13 protein-coding genes, 1 tRNA gene and 1 pseudogene are annotated in these 15,464 nt (G+C 71.3%); 9 read left to right on the plus strand and 6 right to left on the minus strand.

Features of this window, described 5'->3' with window-relative positions; translation table 11 throughout:
• Both CLV34_RS11420 and CLV34_RS11425 read right to left on the minus strand, forming a co-directional pair.
• Window positions 1-426 carry a hypothetical protein gene (locus tag CLV34_RS11420; protein WP_100350440.1) on the minus strand — a complete coding sequence of 142 codons (426 nt, stop codon included), beginning with the start codon at window positions 424-426 and terminating at the stop codon, window positions 1-3.
• Between the two features lie 2 nt (window positions 427-428).
• Window positions 429-659: a hypothetical protein gene (locus CLV34_RS11425; RefSeq protein ID WP_100350441.1), complete on the minus strand. Its 231-nt coding sequence runs from the start codon at window positions 657-659 to the stop codon at window positions 429-431.
• A gap of 542 nt (window positions 660-1,201) precedes the next feature.
• Between CLV34_RS11425 and CLV34_RS11430 the strand changes: the two genes are divergently transcribed.
• Together CLV34_RS11430 and CLV34_RS11435 are read left to right on the plus strand one after the other, a co-directional pair.
• Complete coding sequence (locus CLV34_RS11430) at window positions 1,202-1,630, plus strand: helix-turn-helix domain-containing protein (protein WP_100350442.1); 429 nt, start codon at window positions 1,202-1,204, stop codon at window positions 1,628-1,630.
• 725 nt (window positions 1,631-2,355) lie between these two features.
• Window positions 2,356-3,075 (plus strand): hypothetical protein, encoded by a 720-nt coding sequence (locus tag CLV34_RS11435; RefSeq protein ID WP_211289427.1) that lies wholly within the window; start codon window positions 2,356-2,358, stop codon window positions 3,073-3,075.
• 501 nt (window positions 3,076-3,576) lie between these two features.
• Here the strand turns inward: CLV34_RS11435 and CLV34_RS11445 are convergent.
• Both CLV34_RS11445 and CLV34_RS11450 read right to left on the minus strand, forming a co-directional pair.
• Window positions 3,577-4,518 (minus strand): annotated as a pseudogene (locus CLV34_RS11445) (IS5 family transposase).
• A 143-nt stretch (window positions 4,519-4,661) separates the two neighbouring features.
• Window positions 4,662-4,744: transfer RNA gene (locus CLV34_RS11450), tRNA-Leu, on the minus strand.
• Window positions 4,745-5,057: 313 nt separating this feature from the next.
• Here CLV34_RS11450 and CLV34_RS11455 point away from each other — a divergent pair.
• From CLV34_RS11455 to pknB, 7 genes are read left to right on the plus strand one after another with little or no spacing between them, the layout of a single operon-like run.
• On the plus strand, window positions 5,058-5,786 hold the full coding sequence (locus CLV34_RS11455; RefSeq protein WP_100350445.1) for an FHA domain-containing protein: 729 nt from the start codon (window positions 5,058-5,060) through the stop codon (window positions 5,784-5,786).
• A 10-nt stretch (window positions 5,787-5,796) separates the two neighbouring features.
• Entirely contained in the window at window positions 5,797-6,435 is a 639-nt protein-coding gene (locus tag CLV34_RS11460) for an FHA domain-containing protein FhaB/FipA (protein ID WP_100350446.1), read from the plus strand.
• A 9-nt stretch (window positions 6,436-6,444) separates the two neighbouring features.
• Window positions 6,445-7,971: a PP2C family protein-serine/threonine phosphatase gene (locus CLV34_RS11465; protein WP_100350447.1), complete on the plus strand. Its 1,527-nt coding sequence runs from the start codon at window positions 6,445-6,447 to the stop codon at window positions 7,969-7,971.
• Complete coding sequence (locus tag CLV34_RS11470) at window positions 7,968-9,572, plus strand: FtsW/RodA/SpoVE family cell cycle protein (RefSeq protein ID WP_100350448.1); 1,605 nt, start codon at window positions 7,968-7,970, stop codon at window positions 9,570-9,572. Before CLV34_RS11465 ends, CLV34_RS11470 begins: the two co-directional genes overlap by 4 nt.
• Window positions 9,569-11,023 carry a peptidoglycan D,D-transpeptidase FtsI family protein gene (locus CLV34_RS11475; RefSeq protein ID WP_100350449.1) on the plus strand — a complete coding sequence of 485 codons (1,455 nt, stop codon included), beginning with the start codon at window positions 9,569-9,571 and terminating at the stop codon, window positions 11,021-11,023. Before CLV34_RS11470 ends, CLV34_RS11475 begins: the two co-directional genes overlap by 4 nt.
• A complete protein-coding gene (locus tag CLV34_RS11480; protein ID WP_100350450.1) occupies window positions 11,020-12,555 on the plus strand; it encodes a serine/threonine-protein kinase in 1,536 nt (511 codons plus the stop codon). Before CLV34_RS11475 ends, CLV34_RS11480 begins: the two co-directional genes overlap by 4 nt.
• 2 nt (window positions 12,556-12,557) lie before the next feature.
• Window positions 12,558-14,603: a Stk1 family PASTA domain-containing Ser/Thr kinase gene (gene pknB / locus CLV34_RS11485; RefSeq protein ID WP_245859189.1), complete on the plus strand. Its 2,046-nt coding sequence runs from the start codon at window positions 12,558-12,560 to the stop codon at window positions 14,601-14,603.
• A gap of 12 nt (window positions 14,604-14,615) precedes the next feature.
• Here the strand turns inward: pknB and CLV34_RS11490 are convergent, their stop codons facing one another.
• Window positions 14,616-15,242, minus strand: a complete 627-nt coding sequence (locus CLV34_RS11490; protein WP_100350452.1) for an aminodeoxychorismate/anthranilate synthase component II — start codon at window positions 15,240-15,242, stop codon at window positions 14,616-14,618.
• Window positions 15,243-15,288: 46 nt separating this feature from the next.
• Window positions 15,289-15,453: a hypothetical protein gene (locus CLV34_RS16585; protein ID WP_170044669.1), complete on the minus strand. Its 165-nt coding sequence runs from the start codon at window positions 15,451-15,453 to the stop codon at window positions 15,289-15,291.
• Between the last annotated feature and the right edge of the window lie 11 nt (window positions 15,454-15,464).

Raw genomic sequence — 15,464 nt, forward strand, 5'->3', positions numbered from 1 at the left:
TCATCGGGGGTCGTCGGTCAGGGTCCGGTAGAGGAGGGTGTTGGCGACGATCCAGCTCGCGAGGTGCGCGATGTCGGGTCCGTAGAGGATGTCGCCCCGGAGCCGGTTCACGGCGACGACGGGCGAGGTCTCGTCGACGAGGCCTCCAACTGCGCCACCGAGGTAGAGGTGGCCGTGGATCATCCACGCGTGCTGGGACCAGCGGATGTGCCAGCCGCGGCTGGTGCCGGGCAGCTCCGTCGCTGCGTCGCTGTGGGAGGCGAGGATCTGTGTCTTGATCGAGGCGGCGCTGTCGGCGGCCGCGGTGTCGTTGCCGGTGAAGTGCGTCGGGCCGAGCGCGGAGGGTGCCAGGGCGTCGAGCAGGTCGTGGATCGTGGCCGGCTGCGCGGCGAGCGCTGAGTCGAGGATGTCGACGGGGTGCGGCACGGTCAGGCCTCCATGCGGGGGTCGTTGTTGATCAGGGACAGGCCGTCAGGACTCAGGTTGCCGGCGGCGCGCAGGAGCGCCTCGACGAGGCGGACGCGGCCGAGGACCCAGGCGATGCCGCCGGGGCGTTCGGCGAGGTGCAGCACGCGGTTGTCGATGGCGACCTCGACGAGCCGGTAGGTCGGGATGTGGCCGAGCAGGAAGCAGGGTCCGGTGGTGGCACCCTCGCGCATCGCCGCGGTCGTCGGGCCCTCGTCAGGGGTGCCGTTGCGGAAGGCATAGACCTCGCGGGTGCGGGTGACGTAGGCGACGGTCCAGGAGCGGGTCGGGTCGAGGTCTAGAGCCGGTGGCTGATTTCGGGGCGCTGGCTCGTGCGGCGCTCGTCGTTCTCCTGGACGAACGCGCGAAGACGGTCACCCATCGCTTCTGGTTGTCAAGTGACAAGTTTGGTGTAGATTTTCACTTGTCAGTCAGCAACCACGGAGATGATGATGCACAAGGACCTGTCGGAAGATCCTCGACGCGATCCAGGACGCCGGCTGCGACGTCGAGATCAACAAGAAGGGTCACCCCGAGGTCTACACCAGGACCACCGACCGCGAGAAGGTCACGACCTTCTCCGGAACCCCGAGCGACCGGCGATCGTGGCTCAACTCGCTCGCACCTCTCAAGCGCCGCGGCTTCCGCTGGCCCCCTAGGGCCTGACCGCGGGGGAGCGGGAGGCCACCAGCCTCCCGCTCCCGAACACCACCCACCGACCAAGAAGAAGGCACTCATGACCACCGACCACAACGCGACGATCACCTTCGACACCCGCGACCCTGCCGGCAACATCGACGACGACATCCTCGAGACCCTGACCGGCTACAGCCCCGCCACCGGCCGCGACGAGCGCCAGCACGTCCAGGTCTTCATCACCTTCCCCGCCAACAACCTCGAGCAGGCCTTCGTCATCGCGTTCGGCCTCGCCGCCCGCACCTCCCTGCCCGTGCTCGCACTCGAGGTCCTGCCCACCACCGAATTCGACGCCCGCAACTTCGGCCCGAGCACCAAGAGCGTCACCGTCAGCGAGGCCGCCGAGATCCTGGGCATCACCCGCCAGGCCGTCCTGCAGCGCATCAAGACCGGCGCGCTGCCCGCCGAGAAGGTCGGCCCCGTCTACACCATCCCCGCCGCCGCCCTCACGCCCCCCGAGGCCGGGTGATCGACGTGAACCACACACCCTGGCATACTCGACTCAGCGCCCCCGCACACCGGCACCGCTGCCCGCCGGGAGACGCCCATGAGCTCGACGACGACGCGACCCCCGCGACTGACCTACCGCGACATCCGCGACGCACTGGCATCCCACCGCGCAACGACCCTCCTGGTCGCACTCGCCTGGATCGCGATCACCCTCACGACCGTCCGCCCCCGCGTCGACCTCGCCCCCTGCCGCCACGCAGGTTGCCGAGGGCCATGACAGCCCGCGCGATGCGCGCACAGTAGGCTCTGTCCGCCAACGATCCCGGGCCCTTCACCTCGAAGGAGCGTGACTCGTGCCCCAGCGCGAGCAGTTCCTCGACGTCTCCGGTCTCCGGCATGGGCCCGAATCTAGCCGCATGCTCTGGCGCACGTGGTGAGAGACCCCACGGTGCGCACATGCGCGCCCTCGGAATCGCGAAGCTCCGCGCGCCAGTTGGCAGGTGGCCATCGCACGGCGCATCACGCGCTCACTCTCGACGTCGTCGAGGTGCAGGCGAGAGGCGAAGGCGCCCAAGGCCGCCCCTGAGACGTCAGAGAGGGCTTCGCCGAAACACGCGCACTACGCATACCAGACACACCTTGGCGTCTTCCCAGGGGTGGCCTCGTGCCTTACCGCACGATGCGACAAAGCACGCTACCTCTCTGACCTGCGACGATGCCGCAGCACCCCAGGCGCCTTACCCCGTGCGGCAGTCCCAAGCCGGCCCCAGGCCTGGCACCATCTGGTGTGACGGCACCCTCTACTCCACCGCGCTCCCCGACGCCCTGCGCAACCTCGAGCCACCAGCGATCGCGATGACCGGCGAACAGAAGGCCCGCATCCGCGACGTCTTCGACGCCCGGGCACCGTACGCCTTCGTCGCCCACTCCAAGCCGGTTCCGGGACGCCACGCCCGCCGGTTCAAAGGCCCCTGCCTCGCCGGACACGTCCGCTGCCCCAACTGGCCGGCGTCGATGCGCCTCGGACCCGAGGTCCCGACGACCACCTGCGTCCCGGGCAGCGACTGTGGTTGCGGCAAGACCGTCTCCGTCCCCGACACCCTGAACGAACGCGACCGCCAGCCCCAGGCGTGGCAGTCCAACGCGTGGGCCGCCTCCTACAACCGGCGCACCCGCATCGAAGGCGCCAACGCCCAGATCCGCTACCAAGACCTCAACGTCAACCGCGGCTTCTTCCGCATGCTCGGCCGCACCGCCACCGCCCTGCTCCTCGCCCTGACCCTCGCCGGCAACAACGCCCACCACCTGCACCACTGGTACCTCGGCCGCGGACTGCCCGAACCCTGGGCGGGCGAACTCGACGAACCCGCCTACGACGGACCCCTACGCCGCTACACCAGAACCCGCGGACGACGCAGCCACGCCCCACCCCCCAGCTCCAGCACCCCGGCGACAACCCAGTAGCAGCACCACCCGACCACAACGACGTCGCCGCTCCCCCGCACGCATCCAGCTCGGTCGCAACCGAGCCGACAGGGCTTTCACAGCGCCCAGCGCACAGCCACCCGGACGAGCCCGCCTGCGCTCCGACGCACTAGGCCGTGTCTCCCAGCCGAGGCGTTGGTGCCTGTAGGTTGCCGAAATGGCGACCTCTGACGCACAGGACTACTGCGACTGGTGCTATGGGCCGCTCTCTGCGGAGTCGACGGCCCGCTCTCGTTGGCTAGGCCTGACTCTTGAGGATGCTTGGGCGTGCGCGACGTGCATCGAGAAGGGGCGCTACCGGGTCCCTCCTGACGGCTGGGACGGTCCGACGGACGAGTGGCTCGCGAGCGACCAGTACGTCCTGAGTGCAGATGATCGGAGGGCGGTCCTCAACGCGCTGAACGAAGTCCTGGACGGTCCCGATGCGATCGAGGAATGGGAGTTCGGCCTGCGTATGGGGGTCTCAAGAGACGAAGCCCGTCAGGTCTGGCGACGGATCGCAGGTGGGTGAGTGCCTGTCCGCAGCCAGGCGATGATGGCGGCCAGCACCGCACCTGCGCGGTAGACGATGGCGTGCTTGTCGTAGCGGGTCGCCAGGCCGCGCCACTGCTTGAGCAGACTGAAGGACCGCTCGACGATGTTGCGCCGCTTGTAGGTCTCGGCGTCGAACTTCGGCGGTCGCCCGCCCGCAGAGCCGCGACGTGTGCGGTTGGCCTGTTGGTCGGAAGGTTCGGCGATTACCGTCCTGATCCCGCGGCGCCGCAGTAGCGCGCGAGTGGCCCTGGACGAGTACGCCTTGTCTCCGATGATCCTGTCCGGTGTGTCCGCGGGCGGCCAGGACCCATCCTCGGGACTCGAATCTCGCCGAGCAGTAGCTGCAGCGCCCGCCCGTCATGGCTCTGCCCTGGCGTGACGACGACGGCCAGAGGTCGGCCACGGCCATCGACAGCGTGATGGATCTTGCTGGTCAGCCCGCCACGAGAACGGCCGACCCCATGGCCCGCAGGCTCTCTGTGGACGGCTTCATCACCGTGATTCTTGTGATTCGACGTCGCCCCCTGTGTCCTTCTCCGGGCGCGTCGTGTTCGTCGCGTGTTGGTGGGCGCGGTTGATGGTCGAGTCCACCGACACGGTCCAGTCGATCTCACCTGCGGCATCGGCCTCGGCCATCAACTGGGCCAGAACGCGGTCCCAGGTGCCGTCGTCGGCGAACTTCTTGTGCCGCTTCCACACCGTCTGCCACGGACCGAACGCCTCGCGGGGAAGGTCCCGCCACGGGATCCCAGTCCGATACCGGTAGGCGATGCCCTCGACGATGGTGCGGTGGTCACCGAACGGGCGACCCACCTTGCCCGCATTCGACGGCAGCAGAGGCTCAATCCGCTCCCACTGCTCGTCGGTCAAAACCCGGAAACGACTCACGGCCGCGAGTTTGCCGCCGGCCTCACCTCAGAGTTGGGAGACACGCCCTAGGAGGCGCCCGGACACGACGAAACCCTCGGCCGGATCAACCGGCCGAGGGTTTCGTAAACGGGACTGCCTCCCAGTAGGAAACATCCCCTGTGTGCGCGAGGGGGGACTTGAACCCCCACGCCCTTGCGGGCACTGGCACCTGAAGCCAGCGCGTCTGCCATTTCGCCACTCGCGCGCGCCGTTGGACTCTAGCACGGTGCGGGCCTGACCTCCGAACCGGCCCGGTCGGCGCCGACCAAGACCCGTCCACAGCCCCGCCGGGGGCCCGATCTCCACAGCGTCCCCGCATCTCGGACCCACGAAACGCCCGAACAGGAAAGGATGACGCCCGGCGGATCGATACGATCGGGGGGCGCGTGCCGCGCCGGTCTGCAAGGGTGACCCCCGGGCAGTGCGGTCGGCGACACCGTCCCGCCCGCCCGGACCTCGGGCGCCACGGGCTGCGTGCAGGGGTCGAAGAGCACAGGACTGGACGAGGAGGAGGCGCCGTGGGCGTACTGGACCGCTTCGAGAAGTCCGTCGAGCGCGCTTTCAACAGCGCGTTCTCGAAGTTCGGCGGCGGCGAGATCAAGCCGGTCGACCTGGCGAGCGCGCTGCGCCGCGAGGTGGACGAGCGGGCGGCCGTCGTGGGCCGCGACCGCACGGTCGCCCCGAACGAGTTCACGATCCGCCTCGCGCCCGACGACTTCGCGCGCATCGAGGACTGGGGCGCGGAGACCCTGGCGGAGGAGCTCGCGATGACCGTCACGAGCCACGCCGCCGACCAGCACTACGCGTTCGTGGGTCCCGTGAGCGTCACGTTCGAGCGGGACGAGTCGCAGCCGTCGAGCCACTACGTGGTCCACTCGGCGAGCGTGCGCGGCAACCAGCCGCCCCCTCCCCCGGTGTCGGGCGGCACACCGGCCGTCCAGGCGTCGAACCAGCGGCACCCCCTCATCGACATCGACGGCCAGCGCTACCTGCTGACGGGCCCGGTCACGGTCATCGGTCGCGGCTCGGAGGCCGACATCGTGGTCGACGACCCGGGCGTCTCGCGCCGCCACCTCGAGATCAGGGTGACGCGGGACGGCGTCGTCGCCTCCGACCTCGGCTCGACGAACGGGCTGTTCGTCGAGGGCCACCAGGTGCCCGCCGCGACGCTCCTCGACGGCAACAGCCTCACCATCGGCCGCACGCGCATCATGTTCTGGACCGGCACCGGTCCTGAGGACGGGTGATCCGCGCGCGATGAGCGAGCTGACCTTCACGCTGCTCCGCCTCGGGTACCTCGTCGTCCTGTGGCTCCTGGTCCTGTCGGCGATCCGTGTGCTGCGGCGCGACCTGGCCGAGCCCGCACCGACCCCTGAGCCGGCACCGCAGCAGCCCCGCGCGGAGCTGCGACCCTCGTCCGGTCCCGTGCAGGTGCCGCAGTACCACCACGCCACCCCGACCGGGACGCCCGCCCAGGGTGTGCAGTCCGCGCCGGTCTCGGCGCCGACGCCCGCCGCGGCACAGACCGTGGGCAACCTGCCCCGCACGCCCGTCCTGCCGGGCACGACGGACTCGCGCACCGCCGCACGCCACCAGCCCCGCGTCAGCACGACGCGCCTGGTCGTGGTCGAGGGCTCGCTCCGGGGGACGTCGCTGCCGCTCAGCGGCTCGGGCGTGCTCCTCGGACGCGCACCGAGCTGCACCCTCGTACTGGACGACGACTACTCGTCCGCGCGCCACGCGCGTGTCTTCCCGCAGCACGGCAGCTGGTTCGTCGAGGACCTCGGGTCCACGAACGGCACCTATCTCGACGGCAACCGGCTCGTCGCGCCCGTAGAGGTCCGCCCAGGATCGCAGATCCGCATCGGGCAGACCGTGATGGAGCTCCAGAGGTAGCCCGGGCCGATGACCTTCGCGCTGCGGTACGCCGCACGGTCCGACGTGGGACTCGTGCGGGCGGACAACCAGGACTCCGGATACGCCGGTCCCGACCTCGTCGTCGTCGCCGACGGCATGGGCGGGCACGCCGGCGGTGACATCGCGTCCGCGCTCGCCGTGGGCGCCCTCGCGCACCTCGACGGGCACGACCACTCCCCCGTCGACGGACCGGGAGAGCTCGAGGTGGCGATCGAGACGGCGCGCGAGAGCATCGTCGCGCGCTCGACCGCAGAGCCTCGGCTCGCCGGCATGGGGACGACCGTGACCGCGCTGCTGCGTGCGGGCGACACGCTCGTCATGGCGCACCTCGGCGACTCGCGGGCCTACCTGCTCCACGACGACGAGCTCGTGCAGGTCACGACGGACCACACGTTCGTGCAGCACCTCGTCGACACGGGTCGCATCGCCCCCGAGGAGGCCGAGCACCACCCGCAGCGCAACGTCGTCATGCGGGTGCTGGGCGACTTCGAGGTCGACCTCACGCCCGACATCTCGGTGCGCGAGGCGGTCGTGGGCGACCGCTGGATGCTCTGCTCCGACGGGCTGTCCGGCTTCGTCGGGGCCGACACGATGACGCAGATCCTCATCTCCGTCGAGGACCCGGGCGCGTGCGCCGACACGCTGGTCCAGCTCGCGCTGCGCGCCGGCTCGACCGACAACGTGACCTGTGTGATCGCGGACGTCGTCGGTATGCCCGACGCGGCCGACGCGACCACGGAGGCCGTCCCGGTGGACGGCGCCCCGACCACGGAGTCACCGGACGCGGCGTACTCCCCGACGCTGCCCGTGGTCGTCGAGGTCGTCGGCAGCGCGGCGCGCGAGCACGTCGTGCCGCTGGCCGGTGACGACGCGGCCGCCGACGACGTCCTCGCCGTCGACAACGACGAGGCCGGCGACGACTCCTCGGACGACGCGGCCGACAGCCCCGACGACGCGGCGGAGCGGCCCGCCGACGGCGACGCTCCCCCCGCCCCGACGGGTCGCCGACGGCTTCTCGCGGTCGGCGCGACCCTCCTCGCGCTGGTGCTCGTCATGGCGGGCGGCTACGCGGCGTACGGGTGGACGCAGAAGCAGTACTTCGTCGGGACGAGCGACGGTCAGGTCGCGGTCTTCCGCGGTGTACCTCAGAGCGTGGGTCCCATCACGCTGTCCACGCCGGTCGAGCTCACGGGTGTACAGGTGTCGACCCTGCCGTCGTACGTCGCGGACCGGCTCGACCAGACCATCCCGGCGTCGTCCTTGGCGGACGCCGAGACGATCGCTCGCGACGTCGTGACCGGCACCGTCCCGACCCCCGGACCGACGGCCACCGGGTCGCCGACGTCCGATCCCACGGCCGCCACGCCCGGGCCGACCGCCACCCCGGGATCCACCACCACCGCGCGACCGCGGGCCACCGCGACCACGGCGCCGCGCGCGACCCCGCCGCACGCGACGGTTCCCCACGCGAGGGCGACCCCGCACGCGACCCGCACCACAGGGTCCGCCGGATGAGCGCGTCCGCCGTCGCCGCGCCTCCGCGCGCCACCACGAGCGCCCCCGCCCGCCCCCGGCGCGGTGCCGAGCTCATGCTGCTCGTCGTCGCGCTGGCCGTCGGCATCGGTGCGTACGCCCTGGTCAGCATCCGAGTGGTCGACAGCCTGCCCGCCGACTTCTGGGCCCAGGTGACCGGGTTCGTCGCGGTCGCGGTCGTCGCCCACCTCGTGCTCCGCTTTCGCGCTCCGTACGCCGACCAGGTGATCCTGCCGGTCACGCTCGGCCTCAACGGCATCGGTCTGGCGATGATCTACCGCCTCGACCTGGCGTCCCAGAAGGGCCTCAAGCCGCACGACCTCGCCGGACGCCAGCTCGAGTGGACGGCCATCGCCGTGCTCGCCGCGCTGGCCGTCGTGTGGTTCCTGCGCGACCACCGTGCGCTGCGCCGGTACACGTACATCGCGATGCTCGTCGGCCTGGGCCTCGTGATGCTGCCGCTGATCCCTCACGTGGGGCGAACCATCAACGGCGCCCACATCTGGGTCGCCATCGGCCCGCTGTCGCTCCAGCCGGCCGAGCTCGCCAAGATCGCCTTCGCGATCTTCTTCGCCGGCTACCTCGTCACCCACCAGGAGACCCTCGCCGTCGCCGGCCCCAAGGTCCTGGGCCTCCAGCTGCCGCGCCTGCGCGACCTGGGACCGATCCTCGTGGTCTGGGCCGTGTCCATCGTCGTGCTCGTCGCCGAGACCGACCTGGGGACGTCGCTCCTGTTCTTCGGGCTGTTCGTCGCGATGCTCTACATCGCGACGCAGCGCGTGTCGTGGGTCTTCATCGGTCTCGTCCTCATGGGCGTGGGCGCAGGGTTCGCCGCGACAGCGTTCCCGCACGTCCAGGTCCGCTTCCAGATCTGGCTGCACGCCTTCGACACCGACGTGTTCAACGGCAGCCCGGGCTCCGGGCAGCTCGTGCGCGGGCTCTACGGCCTCGCCAACGGCGGCCTGTTCGGCACCGGGTGGGGCAACGGGTACCCCAGCCTCGTGTCCTACGCCTTCTCGGACTTCATCTACACGTCGCTCGGCGAGGAGCTCGGCCTCACCGGGATGCTCGCGATCCTGCTGCTCTACCTGATCCTCGTGCAGCGCGGCCTGCGCACCGCGATCGGCGTGCGCGACGGGTTCGGCAAGCTGCTCGCCGCCGGGCTCGCGTTCACGATGGCCTGGCAGCTCTTCGTCGTCGTCGGCGGGGTCACCCGGCTCATCCCGCTGACCGGGCTCACGATGCCGTTCGTCGCCCAGGGTGGCTCGTCCCTCCTGGCGAACTGGCTGGTCGTCGGCCTGCTGCTGCGCATCTCCGACAGCGCCCGGCGCCCGTCTGCGGCACCCGAACGCGGGTCCGTGGCCCCGGGCGGCATCCACGTCGCGCCGGAGCAGGACGCCGCCGACCCGGGCGCGGCACGGGCGACGGACGAGCCCACCGTCGTCGTGACCCGCCCGACGCCGCCACCCGCCCCCCCGGGGCCCTCGGACGCCCGGCACACCACGGACGACCCGCCGGACGAGTCGGCCAGGTCGACCGTCAAACGCCCCCCGGCACCCGGTGAGGAGGACCCGCGCGCATGAACGTCCCCATCCGACGCCTCGCGACCGTCGTCCTCGTCATGATGCTCGCGCTCATGGCCGCGACGACGTACTACCAGTACTTCCGGGCGGGCGAGCTGAACACCGACGGACGCAACGTCCGCACGATCTACCGCGAGTACGGCGTGTTCCGCGGGCCGATCGTCGTCGGCGGCACGTCCGTCGCGGTCTCCGACCCCGTCGACGACCCGTTCAAGTACCTGCGCAGCTACTCCAAGGGCTCGCTCTACGCCCCCGTCACGGGCTTCTACTCGGTGACGTTCGGCCGGACCCAGATCGAGGACTCCGAGGACGACGTCCTCAACGGATCGGCGGACGAGCTCTGGATGCAGCGCGTCAAGCAGTCCCTCACGGGTCAGCAGCAGCAGGGGTCGTCCGTCGAGCTCACCATCGACCCGAAGGCGCAGGCCGCGGCGGCGAAGGGCCTCGGCGACCAGCGCGGTGCCGTCGTCGCGATCGAGCCGAGCACGGGGAAGATCCTCGCCCTGTACTCGTCGCCGTCGTTCGACCCGAACCTCCTCGCAGCGCACGACACCAAGAAGGTCAACGAGAACTACCAGAAGCTGCTCAACGCGAGCGGCAGCCCGCTCACCAACCGCGCCATCGCGGGCGACACCTACCCGCCGGGCTCGACGTTCAAGCTGGTGACGTCCGCGGCGGCGCTCGAGAACGGCGACTACTCCCCCGACACGCAGATCGACGCACCGAACGAGCTCCCGTACCCGAACTCGAGCAAGGCCCTGCAGAACTACGGAGGCGAGGTGTGCTCCCCGACCGGCAAGATGTCGCTCGAGGCGGCGCTCGAGATGTCGTGCAATACGGCCTTCGCGCAGCTCGGGCTCGACCTCGGTGACGACGCGCTGGTGTCCCAGGCGAAGAAGTTCGGCTTCGACACCGACCTCAGCGTGCCGATGACGGTGACGCAGAGCCACGTGCCGCCCACGGACGACAAGGCGCAGACGATGCGGACGGCCATCGGTCAGGGCGACGTCACGGCCACCCCGATGCAGATCGCGATGATCAGCGCGACCATCGCGAACGGTGGCCGCGAGATGCAGCCGTACCTCGTCCAGACGGTCCGCGACCCCGACCTCAAGGTCGTCTCCGAGGCGGAGCCCCAGGAGCTGCGGGAGTCGGTGTCGACGTCCACCGCGCGCCAGCTCACCGACATGATGATCGGCGTCGTGCAGTCCGGGACGGGCACGCCCGCGCAGATCCCGGGCGTCGAGGTCGCCGGCAAGACGGGGACGGCCGAGAACGCCGCCGGGCAGGCGCCGCACGCCTGGTTCACCGGCTTCGCCCCGGCCGACGACCCGAAGGTCGCGGTCGCGGTGATCGTCGAGCACGGCGGGAGCGCCACGTCCGAGGCGACCGGCGGGACGGTCGCGGCACCGATCGCGAAGGCTGTCATCCAGGCGGTGCTGGGCGGATGAAGCCGGTCAAGGGTCTCGCGCTCGGCGGCCGCTACCACCTGGTGCGGCGGATCGCCGTCGGCGGCATGGGCGAGGTGTGGGTCGCACAGGACGACTCCCTCGGTCGCGACGTCGCGGTCAAGGTCCTCCGTGCCGAGTTCGCGGGCGACGAGGACTTCCTGCGCCGCCTGCGCACCGAGGCGCGCAACAACGCCAAGCTGTCCCACCCCTGCATCGCGCAGATGTACGACTACGGGGAGCAGGACGGCACGGGGTATCTCGTCATGGAGCTCGTGCAGGGCGAGCCGATGTCCGACCTGCTCGAGCGGGAGCCCGTCGTCCCCGTGGCGCGCCTGCTCCCGATCCTGTCGCAGGCCGCCGACGGCCTCCACGCGGCACACGTAGCAGGCGTCGTGCACCGCGACGTCAAGCCGGGGAACATCCTGCTCGAGCGCGGCGGCGGCGTGAAGCTCACCGACTTCGGCGTCTCCCTCGCCGCCAACCAGGTGCCGATGACCGCGACCGGCATGGTCATGGGGACGGCGCAGTACCTCTCCCCCGAGCAGGCGATCGGCCGCCCCGCGACGCCCGCGTCGGACGTGTACGCGCTCGGGATCGTGGCGTTCGAGGCGCTCATGGGCAAGCGACCGTTCACCGGACCGACGCCGGTGGACATCGCGGTGGCGCACGTGAACCAGCCGGTCCCGCCGATGTCGGGGACCATCGACCGCGAGCTCGTCACGCTCGTCGAGGCGTGCCTGTCCAAGGACCCCGCCGGTCGTCCGCGCAGCGCCGCGGTGATGGCCCGTGCCCTCGAGCAGATCACCGCACGGATCGCGCGGGACCGGTCGGCCCGGCGCGGGGCCCACGCGACCGAGGTCATCGCCCTGCCGCCGAGCACGACGACGCGCCCCGCGTCGCCGTCGCGCGGTAGCGGACAACGACCCGCGGCGTCCGCCGTCCCGGAACGGGCCGAAGACAAGCCCGGCGAGACCGCACGCGCCTACCCGCCGCGTCGTGTCGTCCAGCAGTCGCGCGCGGCCGAGGAGAAGACCGCGGCACCGCGGTCGCGGCCGGCGCCGACGCGGGCGGCCGCACGGACGGGGACGACCCGTGCCGCGGCACGACCTGTCGCGGCACGCCACCGCGACGCGCCAGCACGTTCCACGGCGCCCGCACAGGCACCGGCGGCCGCCGCCGGAGCGGGGGCCGCGACGGCCGCGCCGCCGCCTCCTCCGCCGAGCTCGCGCGCCACGGTCCGGACCCGCGCCGAGGTCCGACGGGACCAGGAGGCGCGGGCGGCACGCCCGACCGCGTCGAACCGCCTGGGCGGCGGCGGGATCGGCCCGTTGTCCTGGCCGGCGGTCGCCCTGGTCGTCGCCGTGGTGGTGCTGATCCTCGCGGCGGTGTTCGGCCTGGCCGGAGGGGGTGGCTCCGGCGACGGCAAGAGCGCGGGAGTGACGGAGAACGGGGTCGGGGATGGGATGATCGTCCTGTCCACGACGGACTGGGGGTCTGCGCACGGCGGCCCGACGATCGATAAGGACGCGTAGTGGTGGAGAACCCGCAACGGATCCTCGCCGGCCGGTACGAGGTCGGTGAGCTGATCGGTCGTGGCGGCATGGCCGAGGTGCACATCGGGCACGACACCCGACTCGGCCGGACCGTCGCGATCAAGGTGCTGCGCGCGGACCTCGCGCGCGACCCCTCGTTCCTCGCCCGCTTCCGGCGCGAGGCGCAGGCGGCCGCCGCACTGAACCACCCTGCCATCGTCGCCGTGTACGACACGGGCGAGGACATCGGTACAGATGCGGCGGGGAACCGTACACACACGCCGTTCATCGTCATGGAGTACGTCGAGGGGCACACCGTCCGCGACATCCTGCGCGACGGGCACGCCGTGCCGATCGACGAGGCCGTCGAGATCACGTCCGGCGTGCTGTCCGCGCTCGAGTACTCGCACCACGCCGGGATCGTCCACCGCGACATCAAGCCCGCGAACGTGATGATCACGCCGACCGGCGCGGTCAAGGTCATGGACTTCGGCATCGCGCGCGCGGTCGCCGACTCCGCGGCGACCATGACCCAGACGCAGGCCGTCATCGGCACCGCGCAGTACCTCTCCCCCGAGCAGGCGCGCGGCGAGACCGTCGACGCCCGCAGCGACCTCTACTCGACGGGCTGCCTCTTCTTCGAGCTGCTCACCGGGCGTCCGCCGTTCACCGGTGACTCCCCCGTCGCGGTCGCGTACCAGCACGTCAGCGAGGCGGCGCCCGCCCCGTCGAGCGTGGCACCCGACGTCCCCGAGGTTCTCGACCGGATCACGCTGCGCGCCCTCACCAAGGACCGCGACCAGCGCTACTCCACCGCAGCGGAGTTTCGCTCCGACCTCGATGCCGCGATGCACGGCGGCACGCTGAGCGCACCCCCGGCCGCGACCGCGGTGCTCGGCGCCGCCGCGCTCGGCGCGGGCGCGGCCGCCCTCGGTGCGGACGCCGGCGCCACGCAGCTGCTGTCGCCCACCCCGACCCAGGCGTGGGGTCAGGCCGCTGCGACGACCCCGGTGGCCGAGCCGCCCGTGGCGCCGGAGGACGAGGAGCCCGCGAAGAAGTCGCACAAGGGTCTCATCTGGACGCTCGTGGCCGTCGGCGTCGTCGCACTCGCCCTCATCGTCACGCTGCTCCTGCTCGACGGCGGCAAGGACGAGGCGCCCCAGCAGGTCGCCGTCCCCAACGTGGTGGGCATGACGAAGGACGCCGCGACCCAGGAGCTCGACAAGGTCAACCTGAAGATCTCCGCCCTGCAGGCCCCCTCTTCCGAGAGGCCCGAGGGCGACGCCGCGAGCTCCGACCCGAAGGCAGGCACGCAGGTCGACGAGGGAAGCACCGTCAAGGTGTACTTCTCGGCCGGGCCGCAGTCCGTCGAGATCCCCGACGACCTCGCAGGGAAGTCGTTCTCGGAGGCGCAGGCCGAGCTCACGGCCCTGAAGCTCAAGGTCTCGGGGCCGTCGTCGGAGAACAGCGCCGACGTCAAGAAGGACACCGTCACGCGGACCGAGCCCAAGGCCGGCTCGACGGTCGATGCCGGGGCCACGGTCGAGATCTTCACGTCCAACGGTCTCGTCGAGCTGCCCGACGTCACGGGGGAGAAGGCCGACGACGCGGTCAACAAGCTCACGAACGAGCTCAAGCTCCAGGTCAGCCAGACCTCGCAGGACGTCACGGACAAGAACCAGGACGGCAAGGTCCTCGCCCAGTCCCCGAACCCCGGCTCCGTCGCCCAGCACAGCACGGTCACGCTGACGGTCGGCAAGTTCGCCGAGCAGATGCTCACCGTGCCCGGCGACCTCATCGGCAAGTCGCAGGAGGACGCCAGCGCGGAGCTCCAGCAGAACGGCTTCACGCACGGCGAGGACCAGAACGTCCAGAGCGATCAGCCTGAGGGCACGGTCGTCAACGTCCAGCCCGGCCCGGGAACCCAGGTCAAGGCGAGCGACCCGATCGTCCTGTTCATCTCGCTCGGTCCAGGAACGCCCGACCCGACGTCCACGGACGGGCTCGGGGGCGGAGGTCGGGGAGACGACGGCGGCGGCCGGGGCTGACCGCCCCGGGGCTCAGCGCCGCACGAGCGGCGCGAGCCCGGCCGCGCGCTCGACGGCGTCCGCGGCCCCGCACACCTCGAGCCAGTTGGCCAGGAGGCGGTGCCCGCCCTCGGTGAGCACGGACTCGGGGTGGAACTGCACACCGTGGAGCGGGAGCTCCCGGTGCTGGAGCCCCATGACGATGCCTGACGCGGTCTGCGCGGTGATCTGGAGCTCGTCGGGCACGGTGTCCCGCACGACGGCGAGCGAGTGGTACCGCGTCGCCGTGAAGGGCGACGGCAGCCCGCCGAGCACCCCGGTGTCGTCGTGCTCCACGAGGCTGGTCTTGCCGTGCATGAGCTCGGGCGCGTGCGTCACCGTCGCACCGAAGGCCTCACCGAGCGCCTGGTGCCCCAGGCAGACACCGAGCATCGGCGTCCCGGTCGCGGCGCAGTCACGGATGACGTCCAGGGAGTCGCCGGCGCCCTTCGGGTCACCCGGGCCGGGGGAGATCAGCACCCCGTCGAACCCTCCGCGCTCCGCGAGCGGCGGCACCGCGTCGTTGCGCACCACGACGGTCTCGGCACCGAGCTGGTCGAGGTAGCCGACGATCGTGTAGACGAACGAGTCGTAGTTGTCGACGACGAGGATGCGGGTCATCGGTGCTCCTGGGCGGGTGTCGGGGGAGTGGTGCGGCACCGGGCCGTCACCCGTCCTGCGTGACGGTCTGGTCGTTGAACGGCATGTAGGGCTCGATCACGGGGAAGACCCAGAGGAACAGGGCTGCGACGACCGCGAACGCCAGCGCGAGCAGGATGATGACCCGGAGCCACACCGGCCCCGGGAGAGCTCGCCACAGCGCCCCGTACATGACTCCAGTAT

Source organism: Luteimicrobium subarcticum, assembly GCF_002798015.1.
GTDB lineage: Bacteria > Actinomycetota > Actinomycetes > Actinomycetales > Cellulomonadaceae > Luteimicrobium > Luteimicrobium subarcticum.